This window comes from Streptomyces sp. cf386, from assembly GCF_900103585.1.
Classification (GTDB): Bacteria; Actinomycetota; Actinomycetes; order Streptomycetales; family Streptomycetaceae; genus Streptomyces.
In genome coordinates, this window is sequence record NZ_FNHV01000024.1 from 61,953 (window position 1) to 78,744 (window position 16,792).

Below are 16,792 nucleotides of genomic sequence, written 5' to 3' on the forward strand. Positions count from 1 at the left end.
TGGGGCGCTTATTTGTACAGCAGGTACTCCCCGCGCATCCGCCGGAACGCCGCCAGCTCCTGCTGCCAGCCCGCCACCACCTCGTCGGCGCTCGCACCCGCGTCGATCATCGTGCGCACCTGGGTGGAACCGGTGAGCTTGTCGATCCAGTTGTCGGCGCGCCAGGCGAAGCCGCTCCAGGCCCTCTTGGCGGTCACCAGCAGGGCGATTCCGGTACGGACGGGGTCGTACGCCGCGCGATCGTGGACGTGGACCTGGACGCCGCCGATGGTCTTGCCCTGGAACTTCGAGAACGTGGGCGCGAAGTACGCCTCCCTGAAGTGCACGCCGGACAGGGCGAGTTCGTTCGCCGTCGCCGCCCAGCGTCCGTCGATGTTTTCCGCGCCCAGCAGTTCGAAGGGGCGGGTGGTGCCGCGTCCCTCCGAGAGGTTCGTGCCCTCGAAGAGACAGGTGCCGGAGTACACCAGCGCCGTGTCCGGGGTCGGCATGTTCGGGCTCGGCGGCACCCAGGGCAGGCCCGAGGCGTCGAAGAAGTCGGACCGCCGCCAGCCCGTCATCCGCACGGTCTCCAGCGAGACCGGGGTGGTGAGGAACTCCCCGTTGAACAGCCGCGCCAACTCGGCGACCGTCATGCCGTGCGCCTGCGAGATGGGCTGACGGCCCACGAAGGTCGCGAACTCCTTGTGGAGCACGGGGCCTTGGGCCGCTCGGCCGGTCACCGGGTTCGGGCGGTCGAGGACCACGAAGCGCTTGCCTGCCAGCTGGGCCGCCTCCATGCAGTCGTAGAGGGTCCAGATGTAGGTGTAGAAGCGGGCGCCCGCGTCCTGGATGTCGAAGACGACGGTGTCGACGCCGGAGGTGGTGAAGATGTCGGCGAGGGGGCGGCCGCTCTTGAGGTACGTGTCGTAGACCGGGAGGCCGGTGGCCGGGTCGTCGTAGCGGCCTTCGGAGCCGCCTGCCTGGGCGGTGCCCCGGAAGCCGTGTTCTGGGCCGAAGACGGCCCTCAGGTTCACCCTTTCGTCGGCATGCATGACGTCTACGATGTGGCGGACGTCTCGGGTGACGCCGGTGGGGTTGGTGACGATTCCGACCTTCTGGCCTTCGAGGACCGAGTAGCCGTCGGCTGCGAGCCGCTCGAAGCCGGTGCGCAATTGCCTGTGGCGCTCGGACGCCGACGCTGCCGAAGGGACGGCTGCTGCTGCCGTTGTCGCTGCGAGGAGTGCTCGTCTGGATAGGCGCATGGGGGGCACGGTATTGCTCCCGCAGATTGGGGGGAAGGTGCGGGTGATTCGTGGCTTGTCGCGCCCTGCGGCGGAGCCGCATATAGATGCAGCCCGCGCCCCTTGACGGCGTTGCAGCCGCCCTTCCCAGTCACATACCGACCGGTTAGTCTGGACCTCGCAGGAGAGCCGCAGTCGAAGGAGACCGATGGTGGAAGCCGTTCAGGGTGCCGGAGTCGTCGTTACCGGGGCTGGGGGTGGCATCGGCGCGGCCCTTGCCCGGCGCTTTGCTGCTGAGGGGGCCCGGGTCGTCGTCAACGACCTGGATGCCGGGAAGGCCGAGGCGGTCGCCGGCGAGATCGGCGGCATCGCAGTGCCCGGCGACGCGTCCGCCATCGTCGGCGACGCCCGGGACGCCCTCGGCGGCACCGTCGATGTCTACTGCGCCAACGCGGGCGTCGCCTTCGGCGGGCCGGACCTCGCCGATCTCGCCGATGACAAGGCCTGGTCGCTGTCCTGGGACGTCAACGTCATGGCACACGTGCGTGCCGCCCACGAGCTGCTTCCCCAGTGGCTGGAGCGGGGCAGCGGGCGGTTCGTCTCCACCGTGTCCGCCGCCGGGCTGCTCACCATGATCGGCGCCGCGCCCTACGCGGTCACCAAACACGGGGCGTACGCCTTCGCCGAGTACCTGTCGCTGACGTACCGGCACCGCGGCCTGAAGGTCCACGCCATCTGCCCGCAGGGTGTGCGCACCGACATGCTGGACGCCACCGGCAGCGCGGGGGACCTGGTGCTGAAGCCCACCGCCATCGCGGCGGAGGACGTGGCGGACGCCCTGTTCAAGGGGATGGAGGAGGATCGGTTCCTGATCCTTCCGCACCCCGAGGTCGCCGGGTACTACCAGGCGCGGGCCGCCGAGCCCGACCGCTGGCTGGGCAACATGAACCACCTCCAGCAGAAGTGGGAGGCAAGCCTGTGACCGACACCTCCCGCTACTCCGCCAAGCCCTGGCTGGCCCTGCTCAGCGACGCCCAGCGCGCGCCGATAGCCCCCGCCGACTCCCTCGTGCACGCCCTGCGCCGCGTCGCCGCCGACACCCCGGAGGGCGTCTTCCTCGCCTACTTCGACGGCCGGCTGACCTACCGCGAGGTCGACGAGCTCAGCGACTCCGTCGCCGGGCACCTCGCCGCCCGCGGTCTGGAGCGCGGCGACCGGGTGGCGATCCTGCTGCAGAACTCCCCGCACTTCGTGCTCGCCCTGCTCGGCGCCTGGAAGGCGGGGGCGGTCGTCGTGCCCGTCAACCCGATGTACAAGTCGGGGGAGGTCACCCATGTCCTGCGGGACGGCGAGGTGGCCGCGCTGATCTGTTCCGACCGGGCCTGGGCGTCGTATCTGCGCGAGACGGCGGCCGACTCGCCGGTGCGGATCGTGCTCACCGGGTGCGAGTTGGATTTCCAGACGCGCGACGACGCGCGCGTGCTGTCCTTCGAGCGGCTCCCGCAGGCCGAGGACGCCGACGACCTGGCGGCGGTCGCCCGCGGCGGGCACAAGGCGCCGGAAGGACGCAACCTCGGCCCGTCCGACATCGCGCTGATCAGCTACACCTCGGGCACCAGCGGCACGCCCAAGGGCGCCACCAACACGCACGGCAACATCATGTACAACGCCGAGCGGCAGCGCACCGGGCTGGAGCTGCCCGAGGCGCCCGTCTACTTCGCGCTGGCTCCGCTCTTCCACATCACCGGGATGGTGTGCCAGCTCGGTGCCTGTCTCAACAGCGCGGGCACGCTGGTGCTGGCGTACCGCTTCGAGGCGGGTGTCGTGCTGGACGCGTTCGCCGAGCACGGGCCGCACTACACCGTCGGCCCGTCGACCGCGTTCATGGCGCTGGCCGCCCACCCGGCCGTCACCCGCGACCACTTCGCGTCCTTCCGGATGATCTCCTCCGGCGGCGCCCCGCTGCCGCCCGCCCTGGTGGAGAAGTTCCGGGCCGGCTTCGGGCCGTACATCCGCAACGGCTACGGCCTCACCGAGTGCACCGCCCCCTGCGCCTCCGTCCCGCCCGGCCTGGAGGCCCCCGTCGACCCGGTCTCCGGGACGCTTGCCGTGGGGCTCCCGGGGCCCGAGACGGTCGTACGGATCGTCGACGACCAGGGCGCCGAGGTGCCCTTCGGCGAGCAGGGCGAGATCCTCGTACGGGGGCCGCAGGTCATCCCCGGATACTGGCGGCGGCCCGAGGCCACCGCCGAGACCTTCCCCGACGGCGAGCTGCGCACCGGCGACATCGGCTTCATGGACGCCGAGGGCTGGCTGTACGTCGTCGACCGCAAGAAGGACATGATCAACGCGTCCGGCTTCAAGGTGTGGCCGCGCGAGGTCGAGGACGTGCTCTACACGCACCCGGCGGTGCGCGAGGCGGCCGTCGTGGGGGTGCCCGACGGGTACCGCGGGGAGACCGTCAAGGCGTACATCAGCCTCCGTCCGGGTGCCGAGGCGGACCCCGACGCACTCGCCGCGTACTGCAAGGAGAGACTGGCCGCCTACAAATATCCGCGGCAGGTGGAGGTCCTGCCCGACTTGCCGAAGACGGCTAGTGGGAAGATCCTCCGTCGGGAACTTCGTTCCCGCGCGAACGACGGCTAGACAGCGAGCAACATTCCCGGAAAGGCGGGTGGCGGGACAGTGGCCAGGACGACGGACGGAGACGGTACGCCCGTCCCCCAGCGGCTGCTCGCCGCCGCCACCCGGCTCTTCGCCGAGCAGGGCTACGACCGCACCTCGGTGCAGGAGATCGTGGAGGCGGCCGGCGTCACCAAGGGGGCGCTGTACCACTACTTCGGTTCCAAGGACGACCTTCTGCACGAGGTGTACGCGCGCGTGCTGCGCGTTCAGCAGGAGCGGCTGGACGCCTACGCGGACGCCGACGAGCCCATCGAGAAGCGGCTGCGGGGCGCGGCGGCGGATGTCGTGGTGACGACCATCGATAACCTCGACGACGCGATGATCTTCTTCCGCTCCATGCACCACCTGAGCCCGGAGAAGAACAAGCAGGTGCGCGCCGAGCGCCGGCGCTACCACGAACGCTTCCGTGCGCTCATCGAGGAGGGCCAGGAGTCGGGCGTCTTCTCCAGGGCGACCCCGGCCGACCTGGTGGTGGACTACCACTTCGGGTCCGTCCACCATCTGTCGACCTGGTACCGGCCCGACGGCCCGATGAGCCCCCAGGAGGTCGCCGACCAGCTGGCGGACCTGCTGCTGCGAGCGCTGCGGCCGTAACCACCGCATTCCGGAGCATGGGGCGCGTTCCGGAGCATGAGTAAGGGGCGACCGCATGAGCGGCCGCCCCTTACCTACGTCCCGTTACAGGTACTTCTTCAACTCCCGCCGCGCCAGCGACCGCTGGTGCACCTCGTCCGGCCCGTCGGCGATCATCAGCGTCCGCGCGCTGGCGTACAGCTCGGCCAGCGGGAAGTCCTGGCTGACGCCGCCCGCGCCGTGCAGCTGGATCGCCCGGTCGATGATGTCGACGACGGCACGCGGCGTGGCGATCTTGATGGACTGGATCTCCGTGTGGGCGCCCTTGTTGCCGACGGTGTCCATCAGCCAGGCCGTCTTCAGCACCAGCAGCCGCAGCTGCTCGACCGTCACCCGCGCGTCGGCGATCCAATTGTGGACCACGCCCTGCTGGGCCAGCGCCTTGCCGAACGCCGTACGGGACACGGCCCGGCGGCACATCAGCTCGATCGCCCGCTCGGCCATGCCGATCAGCCGCATGCAGTGGTGGATCCGGCCGGGGCCGAGCCGTGCCTGGGCGATCGCGAACCCGCCGCCCTCCTCACCGATGAGGTGGGACACCGGCACGCGCGCGTGGTCGAAGATCACCTCGGCGTGACCGCCGTGTGAGTGGTCCTCGTAGCCGAACACCTGCATGGCGCGCTTGACGGTCACACCCGGGGTGTCACGAGGCACCAGCACCATGGACTGCTGACGCCGGATGTCCTCGCCGTCCGGGTCCGTCTTGCCCATCACGATGAAGATCTTGCAGTCCGGGTTCATCGCCCCGGAGATGTACCACTTGCGGCCCGTGATGACGTACTCGTCGCCGTCCCGCTCGATCAGCGTGGTGATGTTGGTGGCGTCGGAGGAGGCCACGTCCGGCTCGGTCATCGCGAACGCCGAGCGGATCTCACCGGCCAGCAGCGGCTCCAGCCACTGCTTCTTCTGCTGCTCGTCGGCGAACTGGGCCAGCACCTCCATGTTCCCCGTGTCGGGCGCCGCGCAGTTCGTGGCCGTCGGTGCCAGGTGCGGGGAGCGGCCGGTGATCTCGGCGAGCGGGGCGTACTGGAGGTTGGTGAGCCCGGCGCCGTGCTCGGCGTCCGGGAGGAACAGGTTCCACAGGCCCTGCCTGCGCGCCTCCGCCTTCAGCTCCCCGACCACGGCCGGCGTGTCCCACGGGGACGCCAGCGCGGCCCGCTGCTCCTCCGCGACCGCCTCGGCCGGGTAGACGTACTCGTCCATGAAGGCCAGCAGCTTGCCGCGCAGCTCCTCGGTGCGTGCGTCGAACGCGAAGTCCATGTGCGTCAGCCTTCCTGGATGCCGTCTTGAAGAGTGGTCAGGCCGTGCTCGATGAAGACAGGGACCAGGTCGCCGATGCGGTCGAAGCCGCGGCCGACCGTCTGGCCCAGCGTGTAGCGGTAGTGGATGCCCTCCAGGATCACGGCGAGCTTGAACCAGGCGAACGCCGTGTACCAGGAGACCGCGGAGACGTCGCGTCCCGAGCGTGCGGCGTATCGCTCGATCAGTTCGGTGGGGGCGGGGTGCCCGGCCGCCTCGGCGGTCGTGGAGACCGGGGAGTCCGCCATGCCCAGCGGCATGCTGTACATCACCAGCAGGCCGAGGTCGGTGAGCGGGTCGCCGAGGGTCGACATCTCCCAGTCGAGGATCGCCTTGATCTGGTCGTCGTCGCCGATCAGGACGTTGTCCAGCCGGTAGTCGCCGTGCACGACGGCCGCGGTGGGGGAGGCGGGCAGCCGCCGTCCGAGCGTCGCGTGCAGCTCGTCGATGCCGGCCAGCTCGCGGTTGCGGGAGGCGTCCAACTGCTTCCCCCAGCGCCGCAGTTGCCGGTCCAGGAAGCCCTCGGGGCGGCCGAAGTCCGCGAGCCCCACCTCCGCGGGATCCACCGCGTGCAGCTCGACGAGCGTGTCCACCAGCGACAGCACCGCGTCCCGGGTGCGCGCCGGGCCGAGCGGGGCGAGCTGGTCGGCGGTGCGGTACGGGGTGCCCTCGACGAACTCCATGACGTAGAAGGGCGACCCCAGCACCTCCTCGTCCTCGCACAGCAGCACGGGCCGCGGCACGGGGACGTTCGTCGGATGGAGCGCGCTGATGACCCGGTGCTCGCGCTTCATGTCGTGCGCCGTGGCCAGGACATGGCCGAGCGGGGGCCGCCGTACGACCCACTTCGAGGTGCCGTCGGACACCGCGTAGGTGAGGTTCGACCGTCCGCCCTCGATCAGCCGGCCGGTCAGCGGACCGTGCGCCAGACCGGGCCGCTCGCGCTCGAGCAGGCCGCGCAGCCGGTCGAGATCGAGACCGGGCGGATGGTCGGGGCTCATACATCGCTCCTAATGGCAGGTGAACGAAGGCAGGTGAACGAGACCTGACTCATGATGCCGACCAGTCGGTATGTAGTCCAGTGGGGGAGCCGAACGTGATCGGGGCCACGATAGGCCGACAGCTCCCCGCGCGATGCGTCGGGGAGCTGTCGGTGGTGTCTTCTCGGCCAGTAAGGCTCAATGTCGGCCAATAAAGGCCGGGTGTGACCGGTGTGAATGGTGCGAGTGGTGCGAGCTCAGTGATCGTCCCAGTGGCCGTCGTGCGCGGCGTGCCGGTGGCCGTCGTGGACGTAGTCGACGTGGTCGCCGTGCAGGATGCTCTCGTGCCCGCAGTCGGCTCCGTGCTGATGGGTGTGGCCCTCGTGTGCGACGTGCCCGTCCGTCTCGCACTCGTCCCAGTGGCCCGCGTGCTCACGGTGGAGGTGGCCGTCGTGCGCGTAGTCGGTGTGGTCACCGTGCGGCACCGGGGTGTGCCCGCAGTCGGGGCCGTGGGTGTGCGTGTGGGAGGGGTGTTCCACGTGCAGGGTGGTCATGGTGCTCACCTTCGAAGGTGCGGGTTGTGACGTCGACAGGCTGCCACGCGAACGGCGCATATCAGGTCATTCGGCTTGCGTGGCGCCGTGCCAGCCCGGAGGGTCGGACCCATGAAGGGCATCAGCTACTCACGCTACGGCGGCGCCGATGAGCTCGCATACGGGGATGTGCGCGACCCGCGGGTCGGCCCCGACTCGGTGCTGGTCAAGGTGCGGGCGGCCGCGGTCAACCCGGTCGACTGGAAGTGCCGCGAGGGCTACATGGACCGGCTGCTGGAGCCGGTCTTCCCGGTGATCCCCGGCTGGGACGTCTCCGGCGTCGTGGTCCAACCGGGCGTGTCCGTCACGGAGTTCGGGGTCGGCGACGAGGTCATCGGCTATGTGCGCGAGGACTTCCTCTCCCGCGGCACCTTCGCCGAGTACGTCGCGGCCCCCGTCCGTACCCTCGCGCGCAAGCCCCGCAACCTCACCTGGGAGGAGGCGGCCGGTCTGCCGCTGGTGGGGCTGACGGCGTACCAGGTCCTGACCAAGGTGCTCCAGGTCAAGCGCGACGAGACGGTCCTCGTGCACGCCGCGGCCGGCGGGGTGGGCTCGATCGCCGTCCAGCTCGCCCGGTATCTGGGCGCCCGGGTCATCGGCACGGCGAGCGCACACAACCACGACTTCGTACGCGGCCTCGGCGGGGAGCCGGTCGAGTACGGCGATGGTCTGGTCGAGCGGGTGCGCGGCCTGGCTCCCGAGGGCGTGGACGCGGCGTTCGACACGGTCGGCGGCGAGGCACTGAAGGCCTCGGCCAACCTCCTGGCCCCCGAGGGCCGCCTGGCGTCCATCGCCGACCCGGACGTCTTCGACTACGGCGGCCGCTACTACTTCGTCCGCCCCGACGCCGCCGACCTGCTGCGACTGTCCGAGCTGGCGGAGGAGGGCGTGGTGTCCGTACACGTCTCGGAAACGTTCCCCCTGGAACGCACACCGGACGCCCACCGCCTCAACCAGGAGGGCCGCACCCGGGGCAAGATCGTGGTGACGGTGGACTGGGAGACGGAGGAGGAGGCGGTGGCGCCGGAGGGGTTGTGGCAGGGGGCGGAGTAGGGCGTTCGGGGTGTGAGTGGAGGGGGTGGGCCTTGGGGAGGCGGGTGGTGTGGGCCGGGGGGCCTTCAGCGACCGGGGGTGCGGGGTGGGGTGTTGCTGGTGCCGGGTGGTGAGTGGGCCTCGGGGGGTGTCTTGGGGGCCCGGGAGTGGGGGGGCGGGGCGTACTCGGGGATCGGGTGGTGTGGGCCAGGGGGTTCTCACGGGGCGAGTGGCGAGGGCGGCCGTTCTCGGAGGAGGGCGACGCCGCATATGGCCCGGGCCGGGGTGAGGAGGGTCGTGGCTGTGGCCTGGCGGGGCGAGTGCCGGGGGATTGGTCCACGCGGCGAGGGCGTGGATACGGCACTGGGTGGGGAGTCGTAGAGGATCGGGTGGTGTGGGCCACGGGGTTCTCGCGGGGCAGGTGGCGGGGGCGGCCGTTCTCAGAAGAGGAGGGCGACGCCGCACACGGCCAGGGCCACGGTGACCAGGGCCGTGGCCGTGGCCTGCCGAGAGGGGAGTGCCGGGGGCTCGGCCGTCGCGGCGAGGGCGTGGATGCGGCGGTGGGCCAGGGTCAGGAAGGCCAGCCACAGGCCGAAGCACAGGGCGCAGGCGATCATCCCGGGCACCGAGACCCCGCCGTGCAGTGCGGTCTTCATGGCGAGTACGGCGGCCACGGTGCCGGACAGTGTCGTACGCCGCCACGCCAGACGCGTCCGCTCGGGCTGCAGCCCCGGATCCCGCACCGGCTCCGTGACCGACCCGGCGCTCACCCCTCCCACCCGACGAGCACGACGACGACCATCGCGACGGCCACGACCGCGACCACCAGGCTCAGCACCGCCGGGAACCGCGACACCGGCAGATCCTCGCCCCGGCGCATCGCCCGCTCGCAGCGCACCCAGTGATTGACCGCGCGCAACGAGCACAGCACGCCCGCCGCCAGCAGCGCGAGCGCCAGCCCGACGCGCCAGCCCCAGCGCAGGTCCGGCAGGAACTGGTCCACCGCGAACCCGCCGCCGATGAGCGCGAGCGCGGTACGCAGCCAGGCCAGGAAGGTGCGCTCGTTCGCCAGCGAGAACCGGTAGTCGGGGGTGCCGCCCTCCTGCCGGATCTGCTGAGGTTCGAACCACAGCCGGACGTTTCGTACGAACTCGATCACATGAACGACCCTATCCGGACGGCCGTCAGGGGGCGCTGTCAGTCCCCCCCGGCTACACAGCAGGCAGGTCAGCCGGCCGCCCGGTACGCCCTGAGCCGCTCGTACGCCGCGACCCCGTCCGGCACCCACGCCCACTCCGTCAGCCGCCGCTCCACCTCGGCCTCGGCCAGGAAGTCGTGCCACGCGACCTCCTCCACCTGCGGGCTCACGGGCAGCTCGCAGCGCACCTCGTACACCGCCGACCACCAGGTCTGCCCGGCGCCGTCGTCGTAGAGGAACTTGAAGAGGTACGCCGGGCGGGGCAGCCCGCTCACCCCGAGTTCCTCCTCCGCCTCACGCAGGGCGGCGTCGTCGTACGACTCGCCCGCGCCGACCACTCCGCCGACGAACATGTCGTACCGCGAGGGAAACACCAGCTTGGTGGGCGTGCGGCGGTGCACGAAAAGGCGGCCCTGCGCATCCCGTGCCTCGATGAAGACGCAGCGGTGGCGCAGCCCCTTGGCGTAGGCCTCGCCGCGCGGGGACCGGCCGATGACCCGGTCCTGCTCGTCGACGATGTCGAGGATTTCGTCAGCAGCGCTCATGGGGCCCATCCAAGCAGGGCGGCGCCCGCAACAGTCAGGCGTACCGGTCAGGTGTACCGGTCAGGGCGTCTGCAGAGCCGCCGCCACCCGCCGGAGCTGGGGCACGCCGGACGGCATCGCCGAATGCGTCCCGAGCATGATGATGCCCACCACGATGCCGGCGAGCCCGGCCGCTTCCCACGCCAGCGCGCCCGCGTCGGTGCGGAGCCGGTCGCCGAGGAAGCCCACGCCGCAGGCGATGCCGGCCAGCGGCTGGGCCGCGGTCAGGGCGGGCAGGGACATGCGCAGGGAGGCGGTCTCGAAGGCGCTCTGGACCAGGATCAGCCCGGTGAGGCCGAGCGCCACCACGGCGTACGGCTGCCAGCCGGTGAGGACCTCCATGATGCCGCCCTCGGCGAAACGCTGCCCGGTCATGCGCGTCAGGGCGTCCTGCACGCCGTAGAGGAGACCGGCGGCGGTCGCCAGCAGCGCCGGACCCGAGCTGAGCCGCGAGCGCTTGGCGTAGGTCGTGAGCACCAGGGCCAGTCCGACCATGACGCCGATGATCAGCCAGTGCCGGAGGGGGCTGTCGGTCGCCGTTCCGCCCTGTGGCTGTCCGGCGACGATGAACGCCGTCACGCCGCCCGCGAGCAGCGCGAGGCCCGTCCAGCCCTGGCGGCCCAGCGGCTGCTTGGTCTGGCGGCGGGAGAGTATGAGCGCGAACAGCAGGTTCGTCGCCAGCAGAGGTTCCACCAGGGAGATCTCGCCCTGGCCCAGCGCCATCGCGCCCAGCGCCATGCCGACCACCATCAGACCGATACCGCCCAGCCAGCGCGGCACCTTCATCAGGTCGAGGAGGATCCGCGGGGACAAGAAGTCGCTCAGCGGCGCCTTCTGTGCCGCGTTCTGCTGCAGTACGAAGCCGAAGCCCAGGCAGCATGCAGCGGTGACGGCGAGTATCAGAATCTGAAGCGACACGCTGCGTACCTCGATCATCCTGCCGGGGGGACGGGGTGCGTAAGGACCGACTGTAGCGGCCCAGAGCCCGGCATACGTGGTCTCGTAATCGTGCGGTGCCCGCAGCGACGGCGCCATGACGTACGCCACACAGTCTGAACAATTCCGACATTTCAGTCGTGGCGATTGCCTCAACTGTCACATCAGTAACGGGAGTTGACGCGTGTAACACTGCGACGGCCCTTGACGTGAACCATTGGCTGCGGGTTTGCTGTGCGTGATCACGCGATGACAGTCCACATACTTCCCCCGACAGAACCCAAAACGGTGTCCCCACCTCCGCCACCCCTCGGCCGCGCTCGAAAGCGCGCGGCTCACGCCTTCGACGCGGCCCTCGACGACGCCGAGCTCGCCGCGGCCCGCACCGCTCTCGCCCAGGGCAGATGGCAGACGGCCCGCTCGCTCCTCGCCCGGACCGGCGACGACTGGGACCGCAGAGGGCACCGTGTCACCGTCCTCGCCCAGGAGCCGTACTGCGCCCCCTGGGCCCGTGACTGGCTGCTCGCCGAACCCGACGCCGTCGACGCCGCCGTCCTCCTCGCCCTCGCCCAGGTCCAGCGCGCCCTGCGCGGCAAGGAGAAGCCGGTCCGTGCCCGCGAGTCCTGCCACGCCGCCGCCGAGCTCGCACCCGCCGATCCCACCCCTTGGCTCGGCCTGCTCATGCTGGAGAGCACCCTGGGCGCCGAGGAGGAGGTGCGCCGTCTCTTCGCCGAGGTCCGCGCCCGGCACGCCGACCATCACCACGCCCACCACCTGATGGTCGCCCGGCTCGCCGAGCGCCACCCCGGCGCCGGTCCCGACCCGCTCCACGAGGTCTACGACTTCGCCAACGACGCCGCCGAGCACGCCCCCGCCGACTCCCCGCTCGCCGTCCTCCCGGTCATTGCCCACGCCGAGCGTTACCGCGTCCTCGCGGCGGCCGGACAGCAGCCCCGCGAGGCGGTCGCCTCCGGACACTGGACCGGCCGTCGAGCCCGGCAGGTGATGCGGGACGCCTTCGACTGGTGGCTGGAGTGGGAGCAGGAAGGCCACCCGCGCCGCCTGATCGACCTGAACTTCCTCGCCCACGCCAAGGTCTGCGAGGGCCGCGGCGCCGAGGCGGCGGCCCTGTTCCACCGCATCGGCGAACACGCCACCCCGTCGCCCTGGTCGTACCCCGACCAGGACCCGTACCCCGCCTTCCGCGCGGCCCGCGACACCGCGCTCGGCACGACGTGACGGGACCGACCCGACGTGACGGCACCGACTCGACGAGGCGGCGCCGATCCGACGAGACAGGAGCGATGTGACGCAACCGCGGCCGATGCGGCGTGACGGCGGCGACTCGACGAGGCGGTAGCGGCTCGACGAGACGGCGGCGGCTCGACGAAACAGGAGCGTCGCGACGTGGCGGGCGCCTGGCGCGGCGTGACGCCCCGACCCGACGCAACAGCACCGACGCAAAGGCACCGCCCCGCCCCACCCCACACCCACCACCCCCAACCCGACAAAGGACGGTCTCTCGATGACGACGGGCAGCTCCAGCACGAGCAGAGTCACCGCTGACGGCGGCGGCATCAGTACGTTCAAGGGACAGGACCGCGCTCTGCACGCCGACAGGCTGGGCACGACCGGCCTGCTGCTGTCCGTGCTCGCCGCGACCGCACCTCTGATGGTCGTCGCGGGTGTCATGCCCACGACCTTCGGGGTGATGGGTGTCCTGGGGCAGCCGCTGCTCTTCGTGATCCTCGGCCTCGTCCTCGCCCTCTTCAGCGTCGGGTACGCCGAGATGAGCCGGCACGTCCACAACGCCGGAGCCTTCTACGCGTACATCTCCCGCGGCCTCGGCGGCACGGCCGGCGCCGGCGCCGCCATGGTCGCGCTCGTCGCCTACAACGCGCTCCAGGTCGGCATCTACGGCATCTTCGGCTTCGAGGTCTCCGGTCTGTTCGCCACCTACCTCGACACGGAGCTCGCCTGGTGGATACCGGCGCTGGTGGCCGTGCTCGTCGTCGGCGCCCTCGGCTGGCTGAAGATCGACCTCAACGCGCGCGTGCTCGGCGTCCTGCTGATCATCGAGGTCGCCCTTGTCGTCATCTTCGACGTCGCCGCGATCGCCGACCCCGGCAAGGAGGGCCTGTCCCTGCACGCCTTCAACCCGGACACCCTCACCGGCGCAGGCATCGGCACCGCCCTGTGCTTCTGCGTCGCCGCCTTCCTCGGCTTCGAGCAGGCCCCCGTCTACGCCGAGGAGACCAGCCGCCCGCACGTGCTCGTGCCTCGCGTGATGTATCTGGCCATCGGTGGCATCGCCGTCTTCCTCACGATCAGCTGCTGGGCGTACACCGTCGCCGCCGGCCCCTCGGCGATCGTCGGCACCGCGCAGGAGCAGAGCGCAGGGCTGCTGTTCTTCCTCACCGAGGACCTGCTCGGCACCGGCTTCACCGACGTCCTGCACGTGCTGTTCGTGACCGGCATGTTCGCGGCGATGCTCAGCTTCCACAACGTCGTCGCCCGCTACGCCTTCGCCATGGGCCGCGAGGGCCTGCTGCCCGGCGCCTTCGGCCGCACCAGCGGAGCGAGCGGCGCCCCCGGCACGGGTTCGCTGCTGCAGACCGCGATCTCCCTCGTGGTCGTCGCCGCCTTCGCGCTCGCCGACGACAAGCCGACTGGCGACCCGACCGCACCGGTCCTGCACCTGTTCACCTGGATGGGCAGCCTCGGCGCGCTGGGCGTCGCCGCGCTGATGGCCGCCGCCGCGGTGTCGGTCATCGTCTTCTTCGTCCGCCGCGGGGCCGTCGCCGCCCAGTTCTGGCGGCTGGCCGCCTCCGGGCTCTCCGTCCTCGCGCTGCTCTTCATCGTCGTGTACACCGTCAAGGACTTCGACGTCCTGATCGGCGCCGGCCCGGACTCCTCCCTGAGCTGGGCGCTGCCCGCCGTCATCGCCCTCGCCCTGGCCGTCGGCCTGGCCCAGGGCCTGCTTCTGCGCTCCCGAGCCCCCGAGCGGCACGCCCGCATCGGCCTCGGCAATGAGGCGTTCCAGCTGGAGAAGGCGGCGACGGAGGCGCCGTAGCGGAAGAGCACTTCCCGTGGCCGCTTCCGGGGGCTGCTTCGAGCAGCCGCTTCCAGCAGCCACTTCTTGGCGCCGCTTCTGAGAGCCGCGTAAGAAGTGATTACGGAACCCTGACGAGCACCCGCGATCCCTGGTCCCGGCCGGGTCGCGGGTGTTCGAATGAGAAGGTGAATCCGGAACAGCCCGAAGCCCGGGGCGAGGAGCAGCCCGAGGCGAAGGGCAAACCCATCGGCCGCCGCGTCCTCCTCGGCACCCTCGGCCTCGGCGCCCTCGGCGTGGTCACCGCGCCCACCCTGCAACGCGGCCTGGAGTCCTTCCTCGCGAGCGCCTCCGACAAGGACCCCACCGGCCTGACCGACCTGCTGCCCAACGGCGGCGGCTTCCGCTACTACTCGGTCGCCTCCTCCGTACCCCGCAAGAACGCCACCACCTACGGCCTCAAGGTCGACGGCCTGGTCGACCGCCCCCGGACCTACACCCTGGCCGAACTACGCGCCCTGCCGCAGACCCGGCTGGTGCGTGACGTCCAGTGCGTCACCGGCTGGCGGGTGCCGGACACGCCCTTCGAAGGCGTGCGCCTGTCCCGGCTCCTCGACGCCGCGGGAGTGCGCCAGGAGGCCGGCGCGGTGCGCTTCACCTGCTTCGACGGCACCTACACCGAGAGCCTCACCCTCGACCAGGCCCGCCGCGCGGACGTCCTGGTCGCCCTGCGCATGCAGGACAAGGACCTGAACCACGCCCACGGCGGCCCCGTCCGCCTCTATGTGGCCCCCATGTACTTCTACAAGTCGGCCAAATGGCTCTCCGGCATCACCGTCACCGAGGACGTGAAGCCCGGCTACTGGGGGGAACGGGGCTACGACGTCGACGCCTGGGTCGGCCGCTCGAACGGACGCGACGATGCACCTACGAGTTGACGCTCCCCGCTCGGCCGCCGACGTGCGGCGCTTCGGCCGGGCCACGCGTTGGGTGCACCGTTTGACGGCGGGGCTGATGGGCGTGTGCGTGGTGACGGCGGCCTGCCTCTACATCCCGCAGCTCGCCGAACTCGTCGGTCGCCGCGAGTTGGTGGTCCGGGTCCACGAGTGGGCCGGTCTCGCCCTGCCCGTACCCGTCCTGGCCGGCCTCGCGTCCCGGCTGTTCCGCGCCGACCTGGGCTTCCTCAACCGTTTCGGCCCGCATGACCGCGTCTGGCTGCGCGCCGCCAGGCGCCGCGACAAGCGGCACGCCTCGCGTCCGGCGGGCAAGTTCAACGCCGGGCAGAAGGTCTACGCGGCCTGGATCGCCGGCGCGACGCTGGTGATGCTCGGCACCGGCCTGATGATGTGGTTCACCCATCTCACGCCCCTGGTGTGGCGCACCAGCGCGACCTTCGTCCACGACTGGCTGGCCCTGACCATCGGCATCGTCCTGGCCGGTCACATCGGCATGGCCCTAGGGGATCCGGAGGCCCGCCGGGGCATGCGGACCGGGGTGGTGAGCCGGGAGTGGGCCGAGCGGGAGCACTCCCTGTGGCGCCGGTGACGTGTTTGGCCCCGTGCCCGTGCTCGGCTCCTGCACCACGTCCGGCGCGGTGACCGTGAAGGCGGTCGGCATATGGACCTCGGTGCCGGTGTACCGGAGGGCCACGTCGACGGGGCCCGGCTCCATGACCGGTACGACGACGGACAACACCGGACGACGGCCGACCAGCGTGGGCACCCAGGGGACTTCCTGCCCGCCGATGCTCACCACCCCGTCCCGCACCAGCTCCGCGGGGTCGAAGTACACATCCGCCAGCTCGATCCCGATCGTCTCGCCCGGCCGAGCCTGCCCGTCACCTCCCGTGTCCACCCCCGCGATCCGGTAACCGCAGGCGGCGGTCGTGCCGCTCGACGTCGGCTTCAGCCGGACCGTGGCGCCGGGATGCCGTCGATGGAAGTCGAGCAGCCCGCCCAGGACGGCGTAGGCGGCACGCCCCTTGCAGGTGTCGGCCCGGTCCGCCATCGCGGCATGGTCCCGGACCGCCTGCTGCCAGCTGCCGCCCTCGCCCTGCACGGCCAGACAGGCGGTGGCCAGCCCGCGCAGCAGCGTCCACTCCGCGTCGGCCGGCGTCGAGGGGATCGCGCTCAGGGCGTTGCGGCATTCGGTGGGGGTGCGGAGCAGGTCGTAGACGCTCGACGGGTCGGGAGTGCCGTCGGTGTTCGGTGAGTCGGGGCCGGGCGGGAGCCAGGCGGGGACTTCGAGGAGCTTCTGGCTCATGGTGGGGCTGGGGGAGGAGGGGGTGGGGCGCTCGCCCGGCGGTTCGCCCTGGGACGTACGGGGTGTGCCTATGACCGCGGGCGCGCCGATGTGGCCGTCGGGTGACGGCCGAACCGGAGGAGCGGAGCCGACCGACGGTCCGGGAAGGAGACTCCGGACGCCGTCGGAGGGCCCCGCGGTGACGACGGTGCCCCCGCCGCCCCTGCCGTCCGCCGAACCGCCCCCGTCACTGGTGAAGGCCGCGGCTGCCACCGCCACCGCCCCTACGACGAGCAGCCCCGAGACACGCATCCCGAGGGAAACCGCCATGACGCCCCC

General features: G+C 71.3%; 17 protein-coding genes. 8 read left to right on the top strand and 9 right to left on the bottom strand.

Going from position 1 to position 16,792, the window contains the following annotated elements:
* Nucleotides 1-8 precede the first annotated feature (8 nt).
* Nucleotides 9-1,241 (bottom strand): exo-beta-N-acetylmuramidase NamZ family protein, encoded by a 1,233-nt coding sequence (locus tag BLU79_RS40410; protein WP_093911030.1) that lies wholly within the window; start codon nucleotides 1,239-1,241, stop codon nucleotides 9-11.
* 187 nt (nucleotides 1,242-1,428) lie between these two features.
* Between BLU79_RS40410 and BLU79_RS40415 the strand changes: the two genes are divergently transcribed.
* The 3 genes from BLU79_RS40415 to BLU79_RS40425 are packed head-to-tail and all read left to right on the top strand — an operon-like array spanning nucleotide 1,429 to nucleotide 4,499.
* Entirely contained in the window at nucleotides 1,429-2,202 is a 774-nt protein-coding gene (locus BLU79_RS40415; RefSeq protein WP_093911031.1) for an SDR family oxidoreductase, read from the top strand.
* Nucleotides 2,199-3,866: a class I adenylate-forming enzyme family protein gene (locus BLU79_RS40420; protein ID WP_093911032.1), complete on the top strand. Its 1,668-nt coding sequence runs from the start codon at nucleotides 2,199-2,201 to the stop codon at nucleotides 3,864-3,866. Before BLU79_RS40415 ends, BLU79_RS40420 begins: the two co-directional genes overlap by 4 nt.
* 39 nt (nucleotides 3,867-3,905) lie before the next feature.
* Complete coding sequence (locus tag BLU79_RS40425) at nucleotides 3,906-4,499, top strand: TetR/AcrR family transcriptional regulator (RefSeq protein ID WP_093911033.1); 594 nt, start codon at nucleotides 3,906-3,908, stop codon at nucleotides 4,497-4,499.
* An 84-nt stretch (nucleotides 4,500-4,583) separates the two neighbouring features.
* Here the strand turns inward: BLU79_RS40425 and BLU79_RS40430 are convergent, their stop codons facing one another.
* The 3 genes from BLU79_RS40430 to BLU79_RS40440 all read right to left on the bottom strand — a co-directional run bounded on the left by BLU79_RS40430 (nucleotide 4,584) and on the right by BLU79_RS40440 (nucleotide 7,371).
* Nucleotides 4,584-5,798 carry an acyl-CoA dehydrogenase family protein gene (locus tag BLU79_RS40430; protein WP_093911034.1) on the bottom strand — a complete coding sequence of 405 codons (1,215 nt, stop codon included), beginning with the start codon at nucleotides 5,796-5,798 and terminating at the stop codon, nucleotides 4,584-4,586.
* Between the two features lie 5 nt (nucleotides 5,799-5,803).
* Nucleotides 5,804-6,838: a phosphotransferase family protein gene (locus BLU79_RS40435; RefSeq protein WP_093911035.1), complete on the bottom strand. Its 1,035-nt coding sequence runs from the start codon at nucleotides 6,836-6,838 to the stop codon at nucleotides 5,804-5,806.
* Between the two features lie 236 nt (nucleotides 6,839-7,074).
* Nucleotides 7,075-7,371, bottom strand: a complete 297-nt coding sequence (locus BLU79_RS40440) for a hypothetical protein (RefSeq protein WP_093911036.1) — start codon at nucleotides 7,369-7,371, stop codon at nucleotides 7,075-7,077.
* A 111-nt stretch (nucleotides 7,372-7,482) separates the two neighbouring features.
* On the opposite strand from BLU79_RS40440, the gene BLU79_RS40445 reads away from it, so the two are divergent.
* Nucleotides 7,483-8,463 (top strand): NADP-dependent oxidoreductase, encoded by a 981-nt coding sequence (locus BLU79_RS40445; protein ID WP_093911037.1) that lies wholly within the window; start codon nucleotides 7,483-7,485, stop codon nucleotides 8,461-8,463.
* A 419-nt stretch (nucleotides 8,464-8,882) separates the two neighbouring features.
* Here the strand turns inward: BLU79_RS40445 and BLU79_RS40450 are convergent, their stop codons facing one another.
* The 4 genes from BLU79_RS40450 to BLU79_RS40465 all read right to left on the bottom strand — a co-directional run bounded on the left by BLU79_RS40450 (nucleotide 8,883) and on the right by BLU79_RS40465 (nucleotide 11,142).
* A complete protein-coding gene (locus BLU79_RS40450; RefSeq protein WP_093911038.1) occupies nucleotides 8,883-9,212 on the bottom strand; it encodes a DUF202 domain-containing protein in 330 nt (109 codons plus the stop codon).
* Nucleotides 9,209-9,601, bottom strand: a complete 393-nt coding sequence (locus BLU79_RS40455; protein ID WP_093911039.1) for a YidH family protein — start codon at nucleotides 9,599-9,601, stop codon at nucleotides 9,209-9,211. The genes BLU79_RS40450 and BLU79_RS40455 overlap by 4 nt, the downstream gene beginning before the upstream one ends.
* A 68-nt stretch (nucleotides 9,602-9,669) precedes the next feature.
* Nucleotides 9,670-10,185: an NUDIX hydrolase gene (locus BLU79_RS40460; RefSeq protein ID WP_093911040.1), complete on the bottom strand. Its 516-nt coding sequence runs from the start codon at nucleotides 10,183-10,185 to the stop codon at nucleotides 9,670-9,672.
* A 60-nt stretch (nucleotides 10,186-10,245) separates the two neighbouring features.
* Complete coding sequence (locus BLU79_RS40465) at nucleotides 10,246-11,142, bottom strand: DMT family transporter (RefSeq protein ID WP_093911091.1); 897 nt, start codon at nucleotides 11,140-11,142, stop codon at nucleotides 10,246-10,248.
* 306 nt (nucleotides 11,143-11,448) lie between these two features.
* Here BLU79_RS40465 and BLU79_RS40470 point away from each other — a divergent pair, with 306 nt between their 5' ends.
* From BLU79_RS40470 to BLU79_RS40485, 4 genes are all read left to right on the top strand, one after another.
* Complete coding sequence (locus tag BLU79_RS40470) at nucleotides 11,449-12,399, top strand: hypothetical protein (protein WP_093911041.1); 951 nt, start codon at nucleotides 11,449-11,451, stop codon at nucleotides 12,397-12,399.
* 286 nt (nucleotides 12,400-12,685) lie between these two features.
* A complete protein-coding gene (locus tag BLU79_RS40475; RefSeq protein WP_093911042.1) occupies nucleotides 12,686-14,233 on the top strand; it encodes an APC family permease in 1,548 nt (515 codons plus the stop codon).
* Nucleotides 14,234-14,400: 167 nt separating this feature from the next.
* On the top strand, nucleotides 14,401-15,150 hold the full coding sequence (locus tag BLU79_RS40480; RefSeq protein WP_093911043.1) for a molybdopterin-dependent oxidoreductase: 750 nt from the start codon (nucleotides 14,401-14,403) through the stop codon (nucleotides 15,148-15,150).
* Entirely contained in the window at nucleotides 15,134-15,757 is a 624-nt protein-coding gene (locus BLU79_RS40485) for a cytochrome b/b6 domain-containing protein (protein WP_093911044.1), read from the top strand. Before BLU79_RS40480 ends, BLU79_RS40485 begins: the two co-directional genes overlap by 17 nt.
* Here the strand turns inward: BLU79_RS40485 and BLU79_RS40490 are convergent.
* Nucleotides 15,668-16,783, bottom strand: coding sequence for a hypothetical protein (locus tag BLU79_RS40490; protein WP_143052562.1), 1,116 nt, complete (start codon nucleotides 16,781-16,783; stop codon nucleotides 15,668-15,670). The genes BLU79_RS40485 and BLU79_RS40490 overlap by 90 nt on opposite strands.
* Nucleotides 16,784-16,792: the final 9 nt, after the last annotated feature.